16 protein-coding genes and 8 pseudogenes are annotated in these 21,737 nt (G+C 60.6%); 12 read left to right on the top strand and 12 right to left on the bottom strand.

The window, feature by feature from the left end; genetic code table 11:
• Positions 1-124: 124 nt before the first annotated feature.
• Together HAP41_RS47825 and HAP41_RS47830 are read right to left on the bottom strand one after the other, a co-directional pair.
• A complete protein-coding gene (locus HAP41_RS47825) occupies positions 125-1,351 on the bottom strand; it encodes an IS91 family transposase (protein WP_166053869.1) in 1,227 nt (408 codons plus the stop codon).
• Between the two features lie 20 nt (positions 1,352-1,371).
• Entirely contained in the window at positions 1,372-2,232 is an 861-nt protein-coding gene (locus HAP41_RS47830) for a tyrosine-type recombinase/integrase (RefSeq protein WP_166079017.1), read from the bottom strand.
• A 1,029-nt stretch (positions 2,233-3,261) separates the two neighbouring features.
• Here HAP41_RS47830 and HAP41_RS47835 point away from each other — a divergent pair.
• A complete protein-coding gene (locus tag HAP41_RS47835; protein ID WP_166107451.1) occupies positions 3,262-3,546 on the top strand; it encodes a DUF3892 domain-containing protein in 285 nt (94 codons plus the stop codon).
• Positions 3,547-3,656: 110 nt separating this feature from the next.
• Here HAP41_RS47835 and HAP41_RS47840 read toward each other — a convergent pair.
• Positions 3,657-4,149 (bottom strand): annotated as a pseudogene (locus HAP41_RS47840) (transposase); the annotation flags it as partial.
• Positions 4,150-4,276: 127 nt separating this feature from the next.
• On the opposite strand from HAP41_RS47840, the gene HAP41_RS47845 reads away from it, so the two are divergent.
• On the top strand, positions 4,277-4,639 hold the full coding sequence (locus HAP41_RS47845) for a hypothetical protein (protein WP_166107449.1): 363 nt from the start codon (positions 4,277-4,279) through the stop codon (positions 4,637-4,639).
• Positions 4,640-4,872: 233 nt separating this feature from the next.
• Here HAP41_RS47845 and HAP41_RS50455 read toward each other — a convergent pair whose 3' ends face one another.
• A complete protein-coding gene (locus HAP41_RS50455) occupies positions 4,873-5,259 on the bottom strand; it encodes a hypothetical protein (protein ID WP_175618608.1) in 387 nt (128 codons plus the stop codon).
• Positions 5,260-5,784: 525 nt separating this feature from the next.
• Here HAP41_RS50455 and HAP41_RS47860 point away from each other — a divergent pair.
• The 4 genes and pseudogenes from HAP41_RS47860 (at position 5,785) to HAP41_RS47875 (ending at position 8,329) form a co-directional block, all read left to right on the top strand.
• On the top strand, positions 5,785-6,018 hold the full coding sequence (locus HAP41_RS47860) for a hypothetical protein (protein ID WP_166107447.1): 234 nt from the start codon (positions 5,785-5,787) through the stop codon (positions 6,016-6,018).
• A gap of 239 nt (positions 6,019-6,257) precedes the next feature.
• Positions 6,258-6,621: pseudogene (locus tag HAP41_RS47865) on the top strand (HU family DNA-binding protein).
• A gap of 40 nt (positions 6,622-6,661) precedes the next feature.
• Positions 6,662-7,497 (top strand): annotated as a pseudogene (locus tag HAP41_RS47870) (IS5 family transposase).
• A gap of 313 nt (positions 7,498-7,810) precedes the next feature.
• Entirely contained in the window at positions 7,811-8,329 is a 519-nt protein-coding gene (locus HAP41_RS47875; RefSeq protein ID WP_166107445.1) for a hypothetical protein, read from the top strand.
• Between the two features lie 680 nt (positions 8,330-9,009).
• On the opposite strand, the gene HAP41_RS47880 is transcribed toward HAP41_RS47875, so the two are convergent.
• Entirely contained in the window at positions 9,010-9,288 is a 279-nt protein-coding gene (locus HAP41_RS47880; RefSeq protein WP_224581076.1) for a hypothetical protein, read from the bottom strand.
• Positions 9,289-9,857: 569 nt separating this feature from the next.
• On the opposite strand from HAP41_RS47880, the gene HAP41_RS47885 reads away from it, so the two are divergent.
• Entirely contained in the window at positions 9,858-11,594 is a 1,737-nt protein-coding gene (locus tag HAP41_RS47885) for an outer membrane beta-barrel protein (protein ID WP_248577270.1), read from the top strand.
• Positions 11,595-11,606: 12 nt separating this feature from the next.
• On the opposite strand, the pseudogene HAP41_RS47890 reads toward HAP41_RS47885, so the two are convergent.
• The 6 genes and pseudogenes from HAP41_RS47890 to HAP41_RS47920 form a co-directional block, all read right to left on the bottom strand.
• Positions 11,607-11,838: pseudogene (locus tag HAP41_RS47890) on the bottom strand (IS3 family transposase); the annotation flags it as partial.
• Positions 11,839-12,076: 238 nt separating this feature from the next.
• Positions 12,077-12,370, bottom strand: coding sequence for a transposase (locus HAP41_RS47900; protein WP_224581077.1), 294 nt, complete (start codon positions 12,368-12,370; stop codon positions 12,077-12,079).
• A gap of 574 nt (positions 12,371-12,944) precedes the next feature.
• Positions 12,945-14,286 (bottom strand): annotated as a pseudogene (locus HAP41_RS47905) (IS1380 family transposase).
• Positions 14,287-14,357: 71 nt separating this feature from the next.
• Positions 14,358-14,720, bottom strand: coding sequence for a hypothetical protein (locus HAP41_RS47910; protein WP_166107441.1), 363 nt, complete (start codon positions 14,718-14,720; stop codon positions 14,358-14,360).
• On the bottom strand, positions 14,717-15,541 hold the full coding sequence (locus HAP41_RS47915; protein WP_166107439.1) for a DUF3800 domain-containing protein: 825 nt from the start codon (positions 15,539-15,541) through the stop codon (positions 14,717-14,719). The genes HAP41_RS47910 and HAP41_RS47915 overlap by 4 nt, the downstream gene beginning before the upstream one ends.
• 281 nt (positions 15,542-15,822) lie before the next feature.
• Positions 15,823-16,215 (bottom strand): hypothetical protein, encoded by a 393-nt coding sequence (locus tag HAP41_RS47920; protein WP_166107437.1) that lies wholly within the window; start codon positions 16,213-16,215, stop codon positions 15,823-15,825.
• Positions 16,216-16,538: 323 nt separating this feature from the next.
• Here HAP41_RS47920 and HAP41_RS47925 point away from each other — a divergent pair.
• Positions 16,539-17,138 (top strand): annotated as a pseudogene (locus HAP41_RS47925) (transposase); the annotation flags it as partial.
• A 69-nt stretch (positions 17,139-17,207) separates the two neighbouring features.
• Here HAP41_RS47925 and HAP41_RS47930 read toward each other — a convergent pair.
• On the bottom strand, positions 17,208-18,050 hold the full coding sequence (locus tag HAP41_RS47930) for an IS5 family transposase (RefSeq protein ID WP_166096973.1): 843 nt from the start codon (positions 18,048-18,050) through the stop codon (positions 17,208-17,210).
• Positions 18,051-18,223: 173 nt separating this feature from the next.
• On the opposite strand from HAP41_RS47930, the pseudogene HAP41_RS47935 reads away from it, so the two are divergent.
• From HAP41_RS47935 to HAP41_RS47950, 4 genes and pseudogenes are all read left to right on the top strand, one after another.
• A pseudogene (locus tag HAP41_RS47935) lies at positions 18,224-18,864 on the top strand (IS110 family transposase); the annotation flags it as partial.
• 215 nt (positions 18,865-19,079) lie between these two features.
• Positions 19,080-20,591 carry an IS21 family transposase gene (gene istA, locus HAP41_RS47940; protein ID WP_166105319.1) on the top strand — a complete coding sequence of 504 codons (1,512 nt, stop codon included), beginning with the start codon at positions 19,080-19,082 and terminating at the stop codon, positions 20,589-20,591.
• A gap of 14 nt (positions 20,592-20,605) precedes the next feature.
• A complete protein-coding gene (gene istB / locus HAP41_RS47945; RefSeq protein WP_166057122.1) occupies positions 20,606-21,358 on the top strand; it encodes an IS21-like element helper ATPase IstB in 753 nt (250 codons plus the stop codon).
• Positions 21,359-21,493: 135 nt separating this feature from the next.
• Positions 21,494-21,688, top strand: a pseudogene (locus HAP41_RS47950) (transposase); the annotation flags it as partial.
• Positions 21,689-21,737: the final 49 nt, after the last annotated feature.

The raw sequence follows: 21,737 nt of genomic DNA on the forward strand, positions 1-21,737 counted from the left end.
AAGCTGCTCACGATCCCGCGAAATCCGTGCTCACGATCGTCTGAAATCTCTGCTCACGATCCCCTGAAATCCGTGCTCACGATCCCGCGAAACATGCAGATCGTCGTGCACGACATGACTTGGCTCACGATGTGTCGCATCGGAACGGTGATGTTCGAGGGCTGGGGCGTCTGAAGCTATGTCGAAAGCGCTCAATGATGCGCATGACGCCACCACAATCGGGACAGGCAGGAACCTCGGCCCAGGTTTGAGCCTCCGAATCCACAGGCGACGGCTGGCCATCGTTTGGGGCTGTTCGCTCATGATCGAGAAGTTCGCGGCAAAGGGCGAGCTTGGCAGCGCGATGGCGGTTGGCCATGAAGCCGAAGTGGCGGATGCGGTGGAAGCCGTCAGGCGGCGTATGAAGCAGGAAACGGCGAATGAACTCATCGGGCTTGAGATTCATGATCTTTGTCGCGCTGTTTTGGCGATAGTCCTTCCATGAGAAGGCGACATGATCGTCGTCGAGTGCGACGAGCCGGCTGTTGGCGATCGCGACGCGATGGGTGTAGCGGCCGAGATAGGCCAGGACCTGTGCGGGTCCGCCGAAGGGCCGCTTGGCGTAAACAACCCAGTTGATGCGTCGCATGGCGTCGAGGTGGGCCGCAAAGGCAGCCGGCTCGGCCAGAGCTCCGAGATCGCCGAAGAAACGCAAGGCACCGGAGTTGAAGGCTGCCGACAGACGTTTGAGAAAAAGTGTGCGAAATAGTCTGGACAACGGTTTGACGGCCAGGAAGAAGTTCGGTCGGCAAGCGGTCCAGCGCGCGCCATCGGGCGAGAGGCCGCCACCCGGAACGACGCAATGGACGTGGGGATGATGCATCAGCGTCTGTCCCCAGGTGTGGAGGACGGCGACGCCGCCGATCGCACCGCCGAGCCGGCGTGGATTGGCGGCGAGCGTCGTCATCGCCTCGGCGGCAGCCTTGAACAGGATGGCATAGACGACGGCCTTGTTCTGGAAAGCGATCGCGGCGATCGGTGCGGGAAGTGTAAAGACGACGTGGAAATAGGGAACCGGAAGCAGGTCGGCTTGACGCGCGGCGAGCCACGCGGCTCGGGCTCTCCCCTGACACTTCGGACAGTGCCGATTGCGGCAGGAATTATAGGCAACGCGTGTCGTGCCGCAGTCGTCGCAAGCCTGCATGTGGCCGCCGAGCGCCTCGGTCCGGCACGCAACGATCGCGCTCATCACGCGCCGCTCGACCCGCCCCAGATGACCGGCATGTACACGGCGATAGGCGTCGCCATGCCGGCGCAGAATATCGGCAATCTCGATGGCGGGCCTGTTGGAGCGGATGTCGGAGCGGGTCATGACCCGCATCCCGCTGCGGGTCATCCAGGTGGCGTCACCTCCAGCGACAGGCGATCGAGCGGGCTCTGCGTCGCTCGGATCGTATCGGTGGCGACCTGCGTGTAGCGCGCTGTCGACGACAAATTATTGTGCCCGAGCAAGACCTGGATGATCCGGATATCGGTTCCGTTCTCGAGAAGATGTGTCGCGAAGCTGTGGCGCAGCGTGTGCGGCGTGACGCGCTTGGTCAGGCCCGCAGCCTTCACCGCCGACCGGCAGGCGGCATGCAGCACGGTCTGATCGATCGGATGATCTTCGTCACGACCAGGGAACAGATAAAGCCGCGGCCGGGCGAGCCGCCAGTAGGTGCGCAGGATGCCCAGCAGCTGGGGCGACAGCATCACGTTGCGATCCTTCGCGCCCTTGCCGTGGCGCACCTGGATGACGCCGCGGGCGCTGTCGATGTCTTCGATCCGCAGTCCCGCAACCTCCGAGGCCCTGAGCCCGGCCGCATAGGCGGTGGTGAGCGCGGCGCGGCTCTTCAGGCTCGATACCGCTTCAAGAAACTGAACCACTTCGTCGGCGCTGAGAACGACCGGCAGCTTGCGCGGTTCTCGCGCATAGGGAATGCGCTCTGGGATGAGCGCCTCGCCGAGCGTGACGCCGTAGAAAAACCGTAGCGCACAGACGATCTGGTTCAGCGCCGGCCATGAGATGCCGGTCGAGACCAAATGCACCTGGAAGGCGCGGACGTCTTCCAGCTCTAACCGGTCAGGCGATCGGCCAAAATAGCGGCTGAACTTCGAAACCGCGCTGATGTAGGATCTTTGCGTCGCCGGCGACAGATTGCGGACGGTCATGTCTTCGATCATGCGGCGGCGAAGAGGGCTCAAATCGGCCATCTCGATACTCCTGTCTGAGGGGGTGGGCTCCAACACCCACATCCTCTCAGCCAGGAGGCGATCTATGCCACCTTGCCCCCTACGCCGCGGCAGCGGCTTCGTTCAATCCCGAAAATGGAATTGCAAGGTTCCGATGCCCGAAGCATCAAAACCCTGCAATCCTAAAACAGTCCAAAACGACAAATGCGATTCCAGCTCAATCGCTTAGCCGCTCTTCACGGACGACTTTTTAGCTTTGGTCACCACCATCAACGGACCGCACCAGACGGCTTATCGAGGCTCACCTTCAGCGTCTATAGGATTGGCGCAATCATCACAGTGTCTGCCCCACGACCGGCTCGGATCGTGTTGCAGTCGACTTTGATCTCAATGTGCTTACGTAGGTCCAGAGCAAAGACGCGCCTCCGGATACCATCGACCAGGATTGCCGCGGAGGCATCTACCAGTCCGCGAGCGTCGATACGTCGAGGTCGATGTCTTCACGCTCATAGATCGCGCTCTGACGATAGAACGGCAGGTGTAACTGGGCCAGTAGTTGGGCCCTGCGCTCCCGCGCGCAATCGGATGTGAGGGGGCCAGTGGCTGGGCGATCGCTTCGCAGGCCCGGCAGTCGAGCTTCTCGCGCTAGCGCTGGATCACCTTCCACTGGCGCGGAACGAGCTCCAGCGTCTCGGTCACATCCCTCGCCAATCTTGCGCAATGGGCTGTCGTCGCAGCATGGGCAGGTGGCCCCGTATCCAATAGACAATGCGTTCCCGCGCAAATGCTCGGGCAGCGGCCGACGGGCTGGCTTGCGGCGCTCGAACGATTCTCAGCTGCCATCTGCGCCGCGATCTCAGCTTGAGCCGTGGCGTTGGACCATGAGCGCTGTCCCTATCCCGTGTCGCTAAGGTGAAGGGTAATCTTGTGGCGCCGCAAGTTGTATTGTGGAGAAGGACTGCAAGACACCCACCAGGATTGGTAGCCGCCTAATCCAACCATTGGGCTATGCTGGTCCTTCAGTAACCTGCAGATTTAGGAGAGACGAGAATGACCAAACGCGCACGCATACGCTACGTCAACAAGACGGACAGAAAGAAACCTCACGAAAGAATCACACATGTTGGGGGACCTAACCCGGACGGAACGCCGTGGAAGCGATCCATCGATCAGGCTATCCGAGACATCGAGAGCAACGAGTGGGAGTTTTATGTCGAAGAAAACGGTCGCAGAGTTGATGTCGTGTGGGCCACGCACGATGGACACAAGTACATCAAGACGGCAGCGGACGGCATTCAACCTAACACTCTTCTTCTGCTGGCTAACTGTCCGTGATCTTCAGTAAAATCCATGCGATGGCGGCGGCTACGCGTCGTATTCGCCCCCGTCCCACTCCACGCCAAAGCAGAGGTTTCGGTTTTAGGCTGTGTGCGGTCGTTGCTCGGCGCAACGGTCGAAGCGCAGGGCGTTGGCGAGACAGCTATGTCTGCGTATGCTTTTTTATGCCGCCGGCGGGAGAGACGGTTGAACCCTCGATCGCCACATGCAGCACCTTGGTATCGGTCGCGAATTTGGCTGCACCGTGGTATCGACTGCCTGCGTAACACGCCGACGTCATGCGCCGCCCGCAGGCTCTCGGCCAGCAGCAGTTCCAGCTTGTCGCTGAGCCGCTGGCGCCAGTGGCTCAGGTCCGAGCGCCCATGCGGGAACGTGTGCCGGAAGAACTCTTCGCCGGTGAAGAATTGGAAATACGGGTCGTGACCCAGCGCTCGCACACCCCCTCATCGGGCAGGCCGTAAATATGCTTGGGCAGCAGCAGCCCGATCATGAGCGGGTCGTGATGCCGGGCCGGCCGTTCTCGCTGCAGAGCGGTGCGATCTCGTCGTCGATCCAGTCTCAATCGACGTTGCCAGCGAGCTGAAACAGTTCGTGCTCCATCTTGTGAGGAGTAATTCTCCCCACTTATTCCATTTGAAAAATCCCCAGTTTGCGTGCCGGCCGAATCGCCGACGCTCCTCCTGCAGGCAGAGGGGAGGGCGCGGTGCTCACACTTGGGGACCTTGTCATGATCTTGGATTTGCATGGCCAAGGTCTGTCGGTCAGCGCTATCGCCCGGCAACCTGGTCTCGACCAAAAGACAGTCAGGGCCTACATCGCCGAAGGATTAGAGGCGCCGGTCTACAAAAAGCGAGCGGCGCGGCCCGGAATTGTCGACCACTTCGAAGCTTATTTGCGTGAGCGGCTGGCTGCCTATCCTGCGCTCACCACCGTGCGGTTGTCCTTGAGCTCAAGGAAAGCAGCTTCGTCGGCGGCGACAGCATCGTACGCGATCGCGTGCGCGAACTGCGGCCTGCCCAGCCGACAACTTTTGAAGTGCGTTTTGACGCTTCAGCAGGTGAGCAGGCGCAAGTTACTTCGCCAGGTTTGAGGTCGAGTACGACGCGGTGGCGGGTCTCCAACGTCCATGTATTCGCTGACGAAATCCGCATCTTCGAGGGCAGCGTGCTGGTGGCAAGTATGCCCCGCTCGATGGTCGGGGTCAGAAGCGGCTCGATCCGGCACATCGCAAGCTCGCCAGCTTCGGCCTACGCCATCCAGGCAGTGCAGAACCCGTCACCCTCACGTGCGCCGGTGACCACACCGTTCGTCGTCGCTTGACTTCTACGCGGCCGTCGGCCGCCGTCTGACAGCCCAGGAGATCGTATGATGAGTGCTTCCTCCGTCATCGAGCGCGTTAAGACCAACTTGGTCAGTCTGAAGATGCCGCGCGCCCTGAAACTCCTCGACGTCACCCTGCGCGGCCTCGAACGCGGCGAAATTAGCGCCATCGACGCCTTGCTCGCCGAATAACTTACGATGCGCCACCCAGGCATGCAGATTCGACAGCGCGTCTTCGTTCAGCTTGCGGAAGAAGTTCGTCGAATGGGCCTGCGACCCGTCAGGGACATCGGCCGCGGGCTCAATGCACCGGTCGCCCTGGGGATCATAGCCAAACGCTTTCAGGACTTCGCCGATGCGCTGGGCGATATCGTCGGGCAACTCGGTCAATTCGTTGTCCTTTAGCGCGCCAGGGAACCGGCCGCGCCAAACCCGTAGTTTTCGATGAGATGGCGGACCACGGTGGTCTTGCCGGACCGACCCGACAAAGCCCTTTAAGGCCGATAACGATCATGGATAGAGGCTCCGATCACGAGCCATACCGTCTCAAATCGGTATTGTTTCTTTCGAGCGCGTTTCGGTCGCCCTTAAGCGCCGCCGCCACATACCAAAACATCAATTTTGCCTTCGAAAATCGCCGATCCGATGTTTTCCCGATCAGGCCGGGGATGGCTGCGACCCTCAATTCCACAACCGATCCGAGAACAAAAAGTCACTTTTGACGTTTTTTTATCTAGCCAAGTTGGGCGGTAGCGCGTCACCCGCATGGGAAGGGCCCCGGAAGGACCCCCGAAGCGCCAATTTTCTACTGGGGCACAGGTGCAACTATCTGACCTGGTAGGCCGGCGGTCACATCCGGTCCGCAGTTCGCGGATAGTCTGCGAGCATCTTGGTGAGCTGGTCGGAGGGAGACATATGGCGGCGCGCGCGAGCAGATTGCGAGCGGACGAGTACCGGCGGTTGGAGCAGACTTACCTGCTACAGGCCGAGCATTCGCCGGAAGGGCTCGAACGGGACAGCCTCCTCAATATTGCCAGAGGCTTCGGATATGCGGCCGCGCAAATCGAGCAACGCGCGGTGATCGGCAAGACAGTGGCTTTCTGTGCTATCGCCGCGCTTGCAATCCTTGTCCTGCTCTACATTCCTTAGGGTGCGCTCCCGCAGCAGCTGCGGTTACGGCGCAGGCGCTTGACCGACGCCATCTGACCGATTGCGGAAGCGACGATGGCACCCGAAGCGGCCGGGCGCCGATCTCCGCGGCGCATTACTTGCAAGCCTTCTAGAGTGGGTCGGGCACCAGTGCCTGCCAATCGCTTCAACTCAAAGAGCTGATCGAGAGCGGCATCAACCTGGCCTCTATGCGCGCCATTCTGTGGATGCTAGTGTCAATGATCAGATTCGAACTCGTTGAGCGTATCGCCGGCCGAAATCCACGGCTTTATTAGCGGGATGTCGAGATTATTGTCAATGCAATACTCGACGAGATCGTTGCTTCGCTCGCGCGCGGCGATCGGGTTGAGCTACGTGGATTCGGACGGCAAGCTCGCATCAGCAGGAATCCGCGCACAGGCGCTCGTACGCGTCGACGAGAAGCGCCTTCCACACTTCGAGGCCAGTAAGGAAATGCACGAACGACTCAACAGCGAAGCCAGACCGAAAGACGGCAACTTTGCCGTCCAAGACAGTCCAAGAGCGGCGAGGCAGTCTAAGTGTCTGTTCCAAAACATGTTGAGTCGAATGAATCGGTTGTGATTCAAGGTGAGCGGCCTGATTCGATGGGGACGCGCCGCCAATGTGGACTACCGAGAACCGTGCACGCTACGACCGCAGCCGCCTGCGCTATCCGAGCGACTTGACCGACGAGGAGTGGGCGCTGATCGCGCCTCGCATCCCGCCGGCCAAGCGCGGCGGCAACAAGCGTACGGTGGACCTGCGCGAGATTGCCAACGGGCTGATGTACATCCTGAGCACAGGTTGCCAGTGGCGCGCGATCCCCAAGGACCTGCCGCCGCGCTCGACGCTGTATGGCTACTTCGATCTGTGGAGCTGGAACGGCACGCTCGATAAAATTCATCACGCCCTCTATGTCGAATGTCGCGAAAGGGCCGAGCGCGAGGCTTCTCCCACCGCCGCCATCATCGATAGCCAGAGCGTGAAAAGCGCTGAAAAAGGGGGCCTCATGATCTCCATGGCTACGACGCGGGCAAGAAGATCAAGGGCAAGAAGCGGCACATTCTCGTCGACACGCAAGGCCTCTTGATGCACGCCATCGTGCATGCGGCGGACATCCAGGATCGCGACGGCGGCGTGCTCCTGATGGCAACGTTGTTCGGCCTCTATCCCTTTCTTCTGAAGCTCTACGCCGACGGCGGATATCAAGGGCCACATTTCCAGAAGGGGCTGCGTAGCGCTCTGAAGCGCGTGAACCTCGAAATCGTCAAACGCTCCGATCAGGCTCACCGTTTCGTCGTCTTGCCCAAACGCTGGATCGTCGAGCGTACCTTTGCCTGGCTCGGGCGATGCCGAAGACTGTCCAAAGATTGGGAATGCTTCAATCACAGGGCGCTCGCCTTTCTCAAGCTGGCCTCCATCCGACTCATGCTGCGAAAGCTATGCAATCCAAGGTAATCTTTCCGGACAGACTCTGAGCCGCCTGGATGGCCGATACTCCTGGCTCGGCATAGCCGATCTTGAGGGCAAGGTACTGGCGGCCAGGGACGGGATGCTCGAGGGCGCAAGTGTAGCGCAGAGGCCATGGTTCACGCGCGGCCTTGATGCGCCAACTGCAGTCGATGTCCACGAGGCCCAACTCCTGGCTAGCCTCTTGCCTGTATCCGCGGAACCTTATCGCTTCGTCGATCTAGCTGCACCCTTGCGGCATGATGGCTCCGTCGCGGGCGTGATCGGAGCGCACCTCAACTGGAAATGGGTAGAGGAGGGCATGGCCGCGTTGCAGGCGCCTGGAATCGATGTGCTGCTGCTATCACGGGACCGAACCGTGCTGTTTGGCCCGGCCGATGTCGTCAACAAGCAGCTAAGCGTCGGCTCATCGTTTGCGGCCAGTCGCGTCACCCGCGCGTTCTCGAGCGAGCGATGGTCCGATGGAAAGGACTATTTCACCGTGATAGTTCCGACCGTTGGTTTTACGGACCTTCCGAGCTTCGGCTGGTCTCTTCTGGTCCGACAGAACGCCGATGACGCTATGGCATCAATTCGAGAACTAATCCGTACGTTCTGGTTCATTCTCGGCGCCGGCGCCGTGGTCGCACTGGTACTGCTCCTGTGCGCCGCTCAATGGCTCATGATCCCGCTGCGCCGGCTCTCGGAATCCGCCGAGGCCATCGTGGTCGATCCTGGCTCGCACCCGCCGCACCAGGAAACCCGATTCGAAGAGGCGGCAAGGCTGAGTGACGCGCTCGCCCACATGCAGTCGAAGCTTTTGGGCCGTTTCCAGCCGTAAGTGGGGCGCCAGAGAGAGGGTGGAGGAGTGCAATTGGCCGAACCGTGTGGCTTGAACATGAGCACTGACTATTCAACGGATAGAGCGTGGACAATAGCAAGTGTCGATCGCTGACGGCGGCGGGCGCGGTGTTCGAAGTTCAACTCTGAAGGAGCCGACACAAGAATACAAGTGCGAGCCCGGGTGTCAGCTCAGATGGAGCGCTTGCCTTACTGGCCTTGTACGTTTTGCGCCGCTCGGCCATCGGGCACATGAAGGCTGAAAATCACCTCAGCCACGAGGACGGCGCTAATTTGACGTCGTTCGCGATCACACGAGTCTAAGAAGCCGGCCTGAGCCGGTGGAGAGGCGAGCGCGCGCCACAGCAAACTTAGGACCATCCCCGAGAGTTGTGGCGGACAGCTGAGAGGACGACGTTGGCGTCGTCCCATCCCGCTTTAGTTGCGCCAGCGTGCAGTCACCCTTGACGGGCAAGCGTCACCTTCGCCTTGAAAGCCGGAGTGTGGTTCCGCCGAGATTGTCCGTTCATCGTCTCTCCTGATTCACCGGTCAATCTTGCCCGCCGTCAGAAGGGAATTCACATATCGCACCATTCAGATTTGCTGGACCAGCTCAAACCATCATGGTTCTGAAGAAGATTGGCTAGCAGGGTTCTTACAACAATTAGGTCAAGGTCAGGTTCACGTGTCTAGATTGGCAGATGTCAAACACTTCTGTCGTGTCTGTGACACGCTCCGGTCGATCCGCCGCTGTTTCCTCTCCGCTTCGCAGCGCCAGCGACTGACCAGGTTGAGTAACGCCACCGGATCGGGATCGAGCTTCTTCATGGGATGCCGCTCAATGCCAGGCACCATCCCGGCGACGAGCCAACTTGACTTGCTCATTTCGATAACCGTCATCAACGTGCTATCTTGATTCAGCGCGGTGAGGGAACGACTCAAATCATCGACTGCGGGCATGATCTACATCCATCTTTGGTGGTCCAGCGCCGATAGTGCCTCAGCCCCGCCGCCTCCCATAGCTTCTCCCGACGCAACGACAAAATCGCAAAGCCCCGCATTCAGTGTAACCTGGCAGGAATCCACTTAATTTCCGCGGGGCACTGTCCAAACAACCGGGGCCAGCTCTAGGCTCGCACCCACGGATCACACGGGACAGCTGCTCACCATCAATGGCCGTATCCATCCGCAGCACGACATCACCGATCGCGATCTCAAGCTTGATCGCCGGAGCCTGACGCTCCTCCAACGCATCTTCCACAAGCTCGGCAGCCAAGCCCCCTGATCGGTATTGTGGCGACCCGGCTGCGCCGGCTGTCGGTCTTGAGACCAATGTCAGCAATTTGACCCTACACGCCACCACGAAGTGCCTTCATAACTCACGAATTCACATCGGCACGTAACTTGCTCGGTTCACCGCATCATCACAAATCGCAGTGCAATGATCTACGGACGGACTTAGCGCAACTCGCTGTTAGCGTGCGTTTCGCACGACGGATGGTGCGGCGATAACTTAAGGGCGCTCGGTTGTGGACCAAGAAAACGCAGGGATGTGTCTGTTGCGATCTCAAGTTCTTCTTTTGGGAGCGCTGATAATTGCGCTCGTCGCAAGCGACGCAGCCAATGCGGCAGACCTTGTGCCAGTAGTGAAACTGCCACCGGCGGTGTGGAACTGGTCCGGGGGTTATATTGGCGGCCACGTCGGAGGCGGCTACGGCCGAACCTCCTTCAGCAATCCGTACGGTCCTTCAATCTATGGCGACGTCGTCGATACCCCAGTATTCCTCGCAGGTGGTCAGGTCGGGTACAACTGGCAGAACAACGACTGGGTATTTGGCGTCGAACTTGATGTCAGCGGTGATGTCTCCGACGGTACAAATACTTGCCTCGCCGCGTCCGGTTTTATCGTGAGCGCAAACTGCAAGGCAGGTCCCAACGTCTTTGCCACCGGGACCGGTCGCATCGGTTACGCGTTTGGCGCGCTGGGCCACACCCTGGCCTACCTCAAGGGAGGCGTGGCTTGGCAAAACAATCGGAGCGACGTCTTCAACAATTTTGAAGGCGGGGGGCCACAGGAGAAAACCCATTTCGACTATGGCCGGGTCGGTGGCACCATCGGGCTAGGTGTTGAGCAAGCGCTTACGCCTGCATGGTCGGTCAAAATCGAGTATGACTACCTGCATTTCGGTGGGCCGAGTGTCGCGACCCCTCCGACGGTGCAAGATCCACCGTTCGCAATTCTGCCAGCGAACACAACGGGCCTGTCCAGCAACTATCACGTCGGAAAGATCGGATTGAACTACCACTTTGGCGCCGACCCGTGGACGCAGAGGTCCGATGCACCGCTGTACGCGAAAGCGCCCGCCGGCGCGCCGCCGATTGCTTACGCCCCCGGTTGGTCGTTCGAAGGAGGATCGCGGCTCTGGCTCAGCCGGGGACGATTCCAATGGAACGCTAACGCTGTGCCCCTCGATATCGCTACTGGAGATCCTGACATTCTTATATCGAGGCTCACCTACCACGGCCTCGACGGGCTTTCCGGTGACGCATTTGGCCGTGTTGATAGCCCGTGGGGAATATTCCTGAAGGGCAATATTGGCCTTGGACGCTTCAACAAAGGAAACATGAACGATGAAGACTGGGGCCTGGGGCCACCATTTTCCTATGTCAACACGATATCCGGCCAGGCAAACGGGAGGTTCACCTATTACACGGCCGATGCCGGTTACGATTTCCTGCGCGGCGCCAACTACAAGGTCGGCGGAGTTATCGGCTGGAGCTACTACGAACAGAGCTCCGACTCGAGGGGGTGTGTACAGATCGCCAACCCGGCGATGCCATGCTTGCCACCCGGCGACGACAGGGTCATGGGCAGCCAGAATACTCAGTGGAATGCACCTCGGCTTGGCCTAAGTGCCGAAACCATGCTCAGCGAGCAATGGCGTTTGAGCACGGACGTCGCTTACCTGCCCTGGATCGATTTCAAAGGGCGTGACAATCATCTCTTGCGCCCGACGACCACTTTCGCTGAACAACGCGGGAATGGTGGCGGCGGCGTCCATATTGAAGGCGTGTTATCCTACTTCATCACCAAACACTTCAGCGTCGGCGTTGGCGCGCGCTACTGGGCCATGTGGACCAAAAAAGAAAGCGAAGTGACATGCACAGGCTGTGGTGACCAGGGAATCACCATTGGGACTCAGTTCTCCAAATTCAGCATGGAGCGCTGGGGTACGTTTTTTCAGGCGTCCTACAGGTTCGATTGAACTGATGAGCCAACGCTCTACGAACACTCCCGCCCAGGTGCCCCAGCCGTCCATACTGATGGCGATGCGGCCGCCTGCGAGCACGCCGTTGAACGCCGCACCGGTGAACTGCGAGCCGTGGTCGGTGCGAATATCTCTGGCTTGCCGCGACGGGCCAAGGCATCCTCCAGTGTCACGAAGCCTCTTCCAGAGCCACCACGCAGAACGAGACGTCCATCGTGTTCGACAACCGCCACGCCAGAACCGCGCTGTCGATCCGCCAGCATTGCCGACAATGACCTTGTCCTGATGCGATGGATCGACGAGTTGTTCGCCGCCTGGCCGTTCCTGGGCTCGCGGCGAATGGCCGCGATGCTGAAGGCTGAGGGGCTTCAGCTCAATCGCAAGCGCGTACAGCGGTTGATGCGAAAGATGGGCATCGCGGCGCCATGTCGTCGCAATCGAGTCGTCGCGATCGAGCATTCCTCAACGGTCCGGCGTGCTCATCTTCCGGACCTCCGCCCTAAACAATCGCGCTCGACTGTCAGTTGTCCAATCTTGGCATGCAGCTTCTCGATCTCGCGTTCGCGCGCGTCCTCGCTCTCCCGCCCGACACCCGCGTCAAAGGCCCGGGCCGCCTGGTCCAGCAGTTCCTTTTTCGAGGCATAGATCTGGTTCGGGTGAACCTCACAGCGCTGGGCCAGATCGGCCACCGTTGCCTGCTCCCGCACCGCTTCCAGCGCGATCTTTGCCTTCAGTGCCGCGTCGATCTTGCGTCTCGTCCTCGTCGTCATCATGCGCTCCGTCTATCAAAGGGAGCAGCCCCTTCCAACTAAGGACGTGGCCCCAAAATCGGGTCCATTACCGTTCAAGCGGTCCCGCTCGGCGGGTCCATTTCAGCGGACCGGATCGTCCTGGCGTCGAAAGGCGCCAATACACCGGGTCTTGACGGAATGTACAAACGAAGGCTTGCTGCCGTTCTGGAGCGTCATCTGGACTGGTTGCGCGTGGCCCTGTTGGAGGGCACTTATCGCCCAACGCCGGTCAAGCGAATCCATATCCCGAAGGCCAACGGCAAGTTGAGACACCAAACTCCCCAAGGCGTCATGGCCGGGACAGTGACATCTGTAATGAGGACAGGCGTGACCTTTCTAACGGTGGCCTACATACTGTGTTGGGAACTTGATAGACAAGTCGCCGATCGCGCTCGTTAGCCCGATCTATTCACGAGAGCACGGTCGTTCTTGACGTCTGACTGGGGCTGGCGGCTGGCGTGGGTGACCGTCCGGCCTTTTGTCACCGGGTTCTACATCAAGCTGTTTTGTACGCGTTGGAGGAGTGGGGCGGGTGAGCGGGCGCAGGCCCGGTCGGTTACGGGCCGAGCGGGAGCAGCGCGCCGGGCAAGCTGCGGAAGAGGTCGGCTTCGGGGCATGCCGCGGCGAACGCAAGGCGAATGCGGCTCGCGGTTTCGACGACCCGGGCTGCGATTTTCAAGAGACGAAGACGCAGCGTCGCGAACTCGGCGGCGGCCAATTCCCGGACTTTGGGAATGGCGCCGCGCACGGTAAGCATCAACCAATAAGCGGCGGTGTGGAGAACGAGACGGACCTGGTTGGCGAGCGCCGAACGGCAACTGGTGCGATCGGAGGCGAGCTGCGTCTTATGCAGCTTGATCAGATTTTCGGCTTGGCCGCGCGCGCAATACAGGCTGTCGTAGATCCACTCGGCCGAGCCGACATCGAGGCTGGTGACGACGAAGCGGATGTCGAGGCCGAGCATCGTCGCCTCAATACGGGCGACAGTGCGCCGTTCGTGATCCCAGGACTTTGCCTTGTGGCGCGTCTCGGTATAGCCGCGCAGAACAGGCAGGTTCTCGATGGCGCGTCGCGTGCGAATGTCGTCGGCGACCTCGTCGACTTTTCTGGCGAGAGGCTTGGTACCGGACAGACCGAAGATGTAGTCGATGCCGTTGTTCTCGCACCACGTCATGGCCTCCGGCCGAGCATAGTGCCCGTCGCCACGGAACGTAATTCGCGTCTTGTGCCACCGCGTCCGGATATGCCGTATCAGGCGGCGCAGATGGGCACGCACCTCGACGCCGCCCGGCGTCTTGCCGGGCCGCAGCACGACCGCCACGGGCCGGCTCTTCTCCGTGTCGTAGACGTGGATCGGCAGGAAGCAGCGTTCGTCATAATGAGCGTTGAACAGCGAGAGCTGCTGATGGCCGTGGACGACATCGCAGGTATCATCGATGTCGAGCGTGACGGATGCCGGCTCGCGCGGGTAGCTATCCATCCATGCGTCGACCAAAGTGTAGGTCAGTCGGATCACGTCGCGCAGGCGCGGAGCATTCTCCAGACGCGACAGCGTCGGTTGGGAACACAGATCGCGACCGCTGTCCGGCAGCCGTCCGCAGGCCAGCTTGAATGCGGGATCGGACCGCAGATGATCGAGGTCGTCGGCGTCCTCGTAGCCGCAGCAGATCGCGAACATGCACGCGCGGAACATATCGACAAGGCTGTGCACGACCCGCGTCGGATCGCGCCGATCCGGGAACACCCGGGCCAAATTGTCGGCCAAACCGAGACGCCGCTCGGCTCGCCAGAAGCATCACGCCCCCATTCGAGGTTAGGCGTCCACCATCGAAGGCAGCTGTGACTTTCTTGGCGTGAACGGCTGGAAACGAGAAGGGCAGAATCGTATCATCGGTCATGGCGGGCGTGGCGTTCGTGGTTGAGGTGATGGGGTTGGCTTCGCAACCGAATCCTACGCCGCATCAGCGCTTTACACCACGCTCGCCAGCCTCTCAGGCGCCCTCTCGCGAATAAGGAGGGCTAGGTCGCCGGTTTTGACGAGAATGCATCGACAGTCCGAGTAGATCGACACCAGTTCGTTGCGACCGAGAGCCTGTGCGGCCACGGCGTGCACGGGCACCGCGCGCTCGGATCGATTAGAGCTCCACCCGGCCTCGATGACGAGCGGCGGAGGATCCGGAAGGATCTTCCTGACCAGCCCGATCGCGACCTGTACGGTCGGCCGTCCCGACGGCGCAGCCACCAGTCCGTATCTGGCTATGTCCGAGGACGAGGAAGGATCGTTGCACGCCAATCCGAGCATCGCGCAGAGAAGGGAGGCGACGCCGGTCATCGCGACGCCTGAAGGGCGAGCTCGTCCAGCACGGCCTTCGTCGCGAGCATCGGCCACTCTTCCGACGCCATTCCGCACTCGATGAGTTTGCCGTCTTGCATAAGACGCTGGAACGGGCGGTTGCCTGCGTGGTATCCGCCGATGCAGATGGGCCAAAGGAATAGATCGGCGAACTGCGCCATCGGAGACGACTTCTTCTTCGGCTTGAGCTCGTAGAGCGTTTCCTTGAATTGCCCGGCCGTCATGGGCGCATATTTGTCCGACGTGTCGACCGCGAACGGAGGGCCCTTGGTCCGCAGGTCCTCGTAGTATCCCTTGATCATCGCGTCTTCGGGTTTGTTGCATCGTTCGGGCGAGACACGAAGCCGATATCCCATCGAGCGGGCGTGTTTTGCCGCGCGTTCGACCACGATGTTGAAGGCGCTCTTGCAAAGCATCCAGCGTTGGCCCGCATATTTCTCGGCGTATCGCGCGTTGTAGCCCGGGCGGTCTATCACGCAGGCGAGACCCGTGACGGGAGCGCTTCTCATTAGTTGATAGAGCTCCTCGAAGAACTTTTCCTGGTTTGCCTTACTCAGTTCCATGAGCCAGAGGAAATTGCCCGTCCGGCCCCGAATTTCCACCGAATGAATCGCGTCGGCGATGTTCCACCTGTCGCAGAAGGCCTTGTGCAAGGCCCGCGCCGCATCCTCGTCCTCCTGTTTGACTAGGACTCCTCCCAAGGCGAACCAGTCGTATCCGTGCGCAGCCCGCTTCCCGGGCGCGTGATCCGGATGCCTGGCGCCTGAATCATCGAGGTAGAAATTTACGATATTGGGCATGGTCTGTCGGACGGTCCATCGAGTTCGTCCCGTGGCCGAGGGGGAGCGCACTCAAGCTTGGGTGAGAACGCCGTATTAGCCGTTTCCGTCCTCGCATCAAGCGCGGTGTTGTCCTTCAGCCGCGCCGCGATGCCGAAGTGCCGACATTGGTCCGTCAGGAGTATCTCTTCCATGTCGATCTGGACGATCGTGCGGCGCGTCACTGCCGAATAGATTCGCCGAGGTCGGTGCTGCCTAGCGGGGACGCTGTGACCGTCATCGGAATTTCGGACCGACATTCGTCACGCGATCGGATTACCGGCACCCTTCAGCTTGTCGCGCGCCTCTTGGGGCGTCTCGCGTACCGCGAGGCGCACCCGTGTCGCGAACAATAGGACCGACTTTGACTTTTCGCTGTAGATGACCGGATCGCTCTCGACGATCTGCTTGACGCGATTTGCGCTCACGAACAGCTTTACCCGCCCTTCCGGTGCCGCGAATTGGATCAATGGCTCCTTGGCTTTCTCGAACTTGTCGGCCAGATCGTCCGGGGTCTCGTTCGAATAGACGCGGTCGGCCACGAGTTGAAGCATCGTCGCGCCCTTCCATTCGCCGTCGAAGGCCTTCCGCAGCCAAAGCAGCTGGTCTTCGTCGAGATCCAGAACGCCTCCACCGGGCATGTTTACGACTATCAAAGCTCCCTCCGTCCCTGCTTTCCTTCGCGGATGTTGAGGTTGCTGCCGGTGACGCCCCTATGAAACAGATCACACATTCCAACAATTAGGTGAGAGGCATCTTGCCCACTCGCAGGCTCGACATGCCGCGCCGTCATTTTCCCCGCTTCATGACGACGCCTTCGCCGGTCTCCGTGTCGGCGTAGACGAAGCGAATACCGTAGTCCTTCTCCAGCTTGTCCCGATGGCGGCGATCACCTCGATCCGCCGCGGATTCGTCGGGATCGTCTCTTCCGTCTCGAGCCGGATGATCGTGCGGCGCGTGACTCCGCCGAGGTCGGTTTGGTCGAGGTGAGAAACCACGAAAGCACCACGTGCCCGATATCTTATCGATTGCGGCAGAACAAATGCTGGCCAGTGCCAAATGGAAAGCCGTGAGCTGGCGCAGCGGGACGAAAGGTCGGCTGAAAGCCCGATTTGCTGCTCTCCGTGTCCGCACAGCCGACGGCCCTCCTCAGCGGATTTGGGATAAGGGTCAGCAGCATCTCCCGGGCGACGAAGCTTGGCTCATTGGCGAGCAACGTGCCTCGGGGGAGAAGAAATACTATCTTGCCAATCTCCCTGCGGCGACGGATCTGCGCACACTGGCCGCCACCATCAAAGCAAGATGGATTTGTGAGCAGGCGCATCAGCAATTGAAGGAGGAGCTCGGACTTGATCACTTCGAAGGGCGATCATGGCAAGGTCTTCATCGCCACGCCCTGATGACAATGATCGCCTACGCCTTCCTGCAGCATCGTCGCCTCGCATACGCGGGGCGGAAAAAAGAGAATCTACGGGCCTCCGCGTCAGCCAACCATGCCAGCCGTACGTCACGCCATCGTCGATCTCATCCTTCGGCCGCCGTCTCAGCATTGCCCGTATTGCCGAAAGCAAATCCGTGAAAAACAGCGGCGAAAACACAATCTGCCAAAGTAGTGCTAGACCCTATGTTTGCGCTCTGAGAGCCTGACTCAAAATTGCATTGCTGTTTTTATGGCTGCGATGCGCCTTGTCATGAGTTGGACGGAGGCGAGGAAGAGCCAGGCAGTTGCGCTTTCGATGGTTCGCTCGAAGTCCTTGGCCAATCTGCGGTTGCGGCCGAGCCAGGCGAAGGTTCGTTCGACCACCCAGCGCCGCGGAAGCACCTCGAAGCCCTGTGCGGCATCGGAGCGCTTGATGATCTCGACAGTCCACCGGCCGATCTTTTCCAGCACCGCCTTGAGCTTTTCGCCGGCATAGCCGCCATCGGCGAAGATATGGCGCAGCCAGGGGAAGCGGTAGCGAATGCTGCACAGGACATCTGGCGCGCCATCGCGATCCTGGACGTCGGCAGCGTGAACGATCGCGCCGACCAGGAGCCCTTGGGTGTCGGTGACGATGTGGCGCTTTCGACCCTTGATCTTCTTTCCCGCGTCGTAGCCGCGAGGGCCGCCGCCTTCCGTGGTCTTGACCGATTGGCTGTCGATCACGCCAGCCGTCGGCGAGGCTTCCCGGCCGATCGCCTCGCGCGCCAGCATCAGAAGTGCGTGGTTGATCGATTGCCACAATCCGCTGTCGCGCCATTGGTAGAAATAGTACTGCACCGTGGTCATTGGTGGAAACAGAGTGGGCGGCAGCATGCGCCACGGCAACCCGCCGCGCAGCAGATAGAGCACCGCCTCGACGATGTCGCGATAGCTCCATTTCGGACGCCGTCCACGCTTGGCCCGCACAGGAAGCAACTCCTCCAGCACGACCCATTCCGCATCCGTCAAGTCGCTTGGCAAACGCAGCTCCTCTCGGGCAAACTGTGCCCGGGTGATATCAGTCCACATTCCTCGATCCCTTTGATGCTTCGCAACACCAATGGAATCAGAACTCGCTGATATCACTCAACTTATTTTTCGGTCGGACACTGAGGTGACAGGCGGCCCGCCCCGCGGCAAGCTCCATCGAGGGTTGCGCCGGATGAGCCGGTGCCGAGCCTCAAGCATGGGGAGCGGGCCTGATAAACGATAGCATTTTCGTAGGGCTAGATGTGCACAAGGCGACGATTTCGGTCGCAGTGGCGGAAGGAATGCGCGGCGGGGAAGTTCGTAACTTGGGGATCATCCCTAATCGCATCGATCAGATCGAGAAGCTGGTGAAGAAGCTTGGCAAGGGTGACCGGCAGGTAAGTTTTTGTTACGAAGCCGGACCCTGCGGATATGGCCTGCATCGACAACTGACGGGACTGGGGCACAACTGCATCGTGGTGGCCCCCTCTCTGATCCCGATGAAGGCTGGGGATCGGATAAAAACTGACCGGCGCGATGCGGCGATGTTGGCCAAGCTGCACTGGAGCGGCGAGCTGACAGCCGTGTGGGTTCCGGATGCGGCGCATGAGGCCATGCGCGACTTGGTGCGAGCCCGCGCCACGGCGATGCGTGTGCTCGGCAAAGCGCGGCAACATCTCCAAGGCTTTCTGCTGCGACATGGGCGCATTTATGCCGGGAAGAAGGGGGGACTTTGGCTTATCGTCGCTGGCTCACCACGGTGCGCTTCGATCACCCGGCGAGCCAAATCGTTCTGCAGGACTACATTCATGCCGTGACCGACGCTGAGGCCCGTGTGGACTGCTTGACCAAGCGGATCGAGGATCTGGCTGCGGATTCCGATTTATTCCGGCCGGGTATTCCGACTTGAAGCCGGCCATCGTTCCGATTTGAAGCCGGCCACGATTCCGAAATGAAACCGGCCGGCATTCCGATTTGAAGCCGGCCGGGTTTTGGAAGTCGGCGTTTTCGTTTGGGTCAGTCCTTCAGGCATCAAGTCCCTCGTTGATCCACGAGGGGAAGCGGATGCCGGCCAAGAGAGAACTGACCATGCGACAGATACGACAGATGCTGCGGCTTGCCCGTGATGGGGTGAGCGCCCGGGAGATCGGGCGCACGCTCGGGGTGGCGCGCAGCACGATCCAGGACAATCTCAAGCGTGCCTCGACTGCCGGGCTGGCGTGGCCTTTGGCGGGCGATCTGACCGACGCCGTTCTTGAACAACGTCTGTTTGCCCATGCCGGCGTCAGGCGCGGCTTCCGCCGGCGCCGGGAGCCGGATTGGGCCTCGCTGGCCTGTGAGCTGAAGCGGCCTGGCGTCAATCTGATGGTGCTGTGGGAGGAGTACCGGGCGGTCCATCCGGAAGGTTATGGCTACAGCCGGTTCTGCGATTTATTCCGGGAATTCGAGCGGCGGCTGTCTCCGACGATGCGGCAGGACCATCCGGCCGGCGACAAGGTCTTTGTCGATTACTCCGGCAAGAAGATCATGATCGTTGATCGCGCAACCGGGGTTGTGCGCGACGCGGAGATCTTCGTCGCCGTGCTTGGCGCCTCGAATTACACCTACGCCGAGGCGACCTGGACGCAGACACTTCCGGACTGGATCGAGGCTCATGTCCGAATGTTCCGGTTCTTTGGCGGGGTGCCACGCCTCGTCGTCCCTGACAATCTGAAGTCCGGCGTGCACCGGGCGTCGTTCTACGACCCCGAAATCAATCGCAGCTACGGGATGATGGCGTCCCATTACGGCGTTGGCATCCTTCCGGCACGGCCAAGAAAGCCCCGGGATAAGGCAAAAGTGGAAGCCGGAGTGCGTTTTGCCCAGACCTATATCCTCGGGCGGCTTCGCCGGCAGACCTTCTTCTCGCTGGCTGAGGCGAATGCGGCAATCGCCGCCGCGCTGGAGCGCATCAACGCCCACGTCATGCGCCGGATCGGCGTCAGCCGCCGACAATTGTTCGAGACCGTCGAGATGCCTGTCCTGGCGCCGTTGCCGGATGCCGACTATCAGTTCGCGGAATGGCTCCTGGCCCGCGTCTCGCTCGATTATCACGTCGAGGTCGACGGCTTCTTCTACTCAGTTCCACACGGCCTGATCCGGGAGCAGGTCGACGTTCGCGCCACCACCCGGACCATCGAGTTGTTCCATCGGGGTTTGCGTGTTGCTGCTCACCAGCGCCGTTATGGCGGCCGCCGGCACGGCACTGATCCCGATCACATGCCCAGTGCGCATCGGCGTTACGCCGAGTGGACTCCCGATCGATTCCGGCGCTGGGGGCGGTCGATCGGGCCCAACACCGAGGGGCTCGTTCTCGCCATCCTGGCCAATCGGCCTCATCCCGAACAGGGATTCCGGACCTGTCTCGGCGTGCTTCGGCTGTTCAAGGATATTGATCCCGAACGCGCCGAGCTGATCGCGGCCCGCGCGGTCGCGGTCAGCGCACTGACCTACAAGAGCATCGCCTCCATCATCGCCAACAAGCTCGAACGCAGTTCTCGCGATACCGAGGACGCGATCATCGAACATCCCAATCTGCGCGGCCCCGGTTACTTCCATTGAAAGGATTATCCAGCATGCTCACCCATCCCACCCTCGACCTGCTGCATAGCCTTGGTCTCCACGGTATGGCCAAAGGCTTCAAGGACCTCGATGCCCAGTCCGAAGCGCGCAGCCTCGAACACGCCGAATGGCTGGCGTTGCTCCTGGAACACGAGAAAACGCTGCGCCAGCAAAAGCGGTTCGAAAGCAGAGCTCGAGCCGCCAAGCTGCGTCATGCCGCCTGCGTCGAGGATGTCGATTACCGCGCTATCCGCGGCCTCGACCGCACGCTCTTTCTAAAACTCGCCGCTGGCGACTGGATCCGGGCACGACATAATCTCCTTGTTACCGGGCCGTGCGGCGTCGGCAAGAGCTGGCTCGCTTGTGCCCTCGGCAACAAGGCTTGCCGAGACGACTTCTCAGTTGCCTACCATCGTGTGCCGCGTCTCTTCGCCGCTCTCGCACTCGGCCGCGCCGATGGCCGCTATACCAAGATGCTGCGGGCGATCGCACGACTTGATCTGCTGATCCTGGACGACTGGGGACCAGAACCTCTCGACGCCGACCAGCGCCGTGATTTGCTCGAAATCGTCGAGGATCGATACGAAGCCCGCTCGATTATCGTCACCAGCCAGCTGCCCGTCGATCGCTGGTACGAAATCATCGGCAACCCCACCATCGCCGACGCGATTCTCGATCGCCTCGTCCACAATGCCTACCGCATCGAACTCAAAGGAGAGAGCCTCAGGAAGCAGAAGCAACCCGCTCAAGATCAACCGGTCTCTTGACCTTCCCAGCCCTCGACGACATCATGAAATTGACCCATGCGAACGACGCCACGGGTGGCCGGCTTCAGATCGGAATACCCGGCCGGCTTCGAATTGGAATGCATGGCCGGCTTCGTCGGAATCCGCAATCTGGCGCCACAATGGTCGATGACGCCATTCGTAGAGGCCATGCAGGCCATGCGCGGCGTCGCCTTCATCGTTGCCGTGACGGTGGTTGCCGAGGTCGGCGACTTCTCCCGCTTCGACAATCCCCGCCAGTTGATGGCCTTTCTCGGCCTCGTGCCGTCGGAGCATTCGAGCGGCGCAAGCATCCGACGCGGTGGCATCACCGATGATCGATGCCGCGAGCGCTGAAAATGACCGGGAAAGCTGCCGAGTC

This window comes from Bradyrhizobium barranii subsp. apii, from assembly GCF_011516635.5.
Lineage (GTDB): Bacteria > Pseudomonadota > Alphaproteobacteria > Rhizobiales > Xanthobacteraceae > Bradyrhizobium > Bradyrhizobium barranii.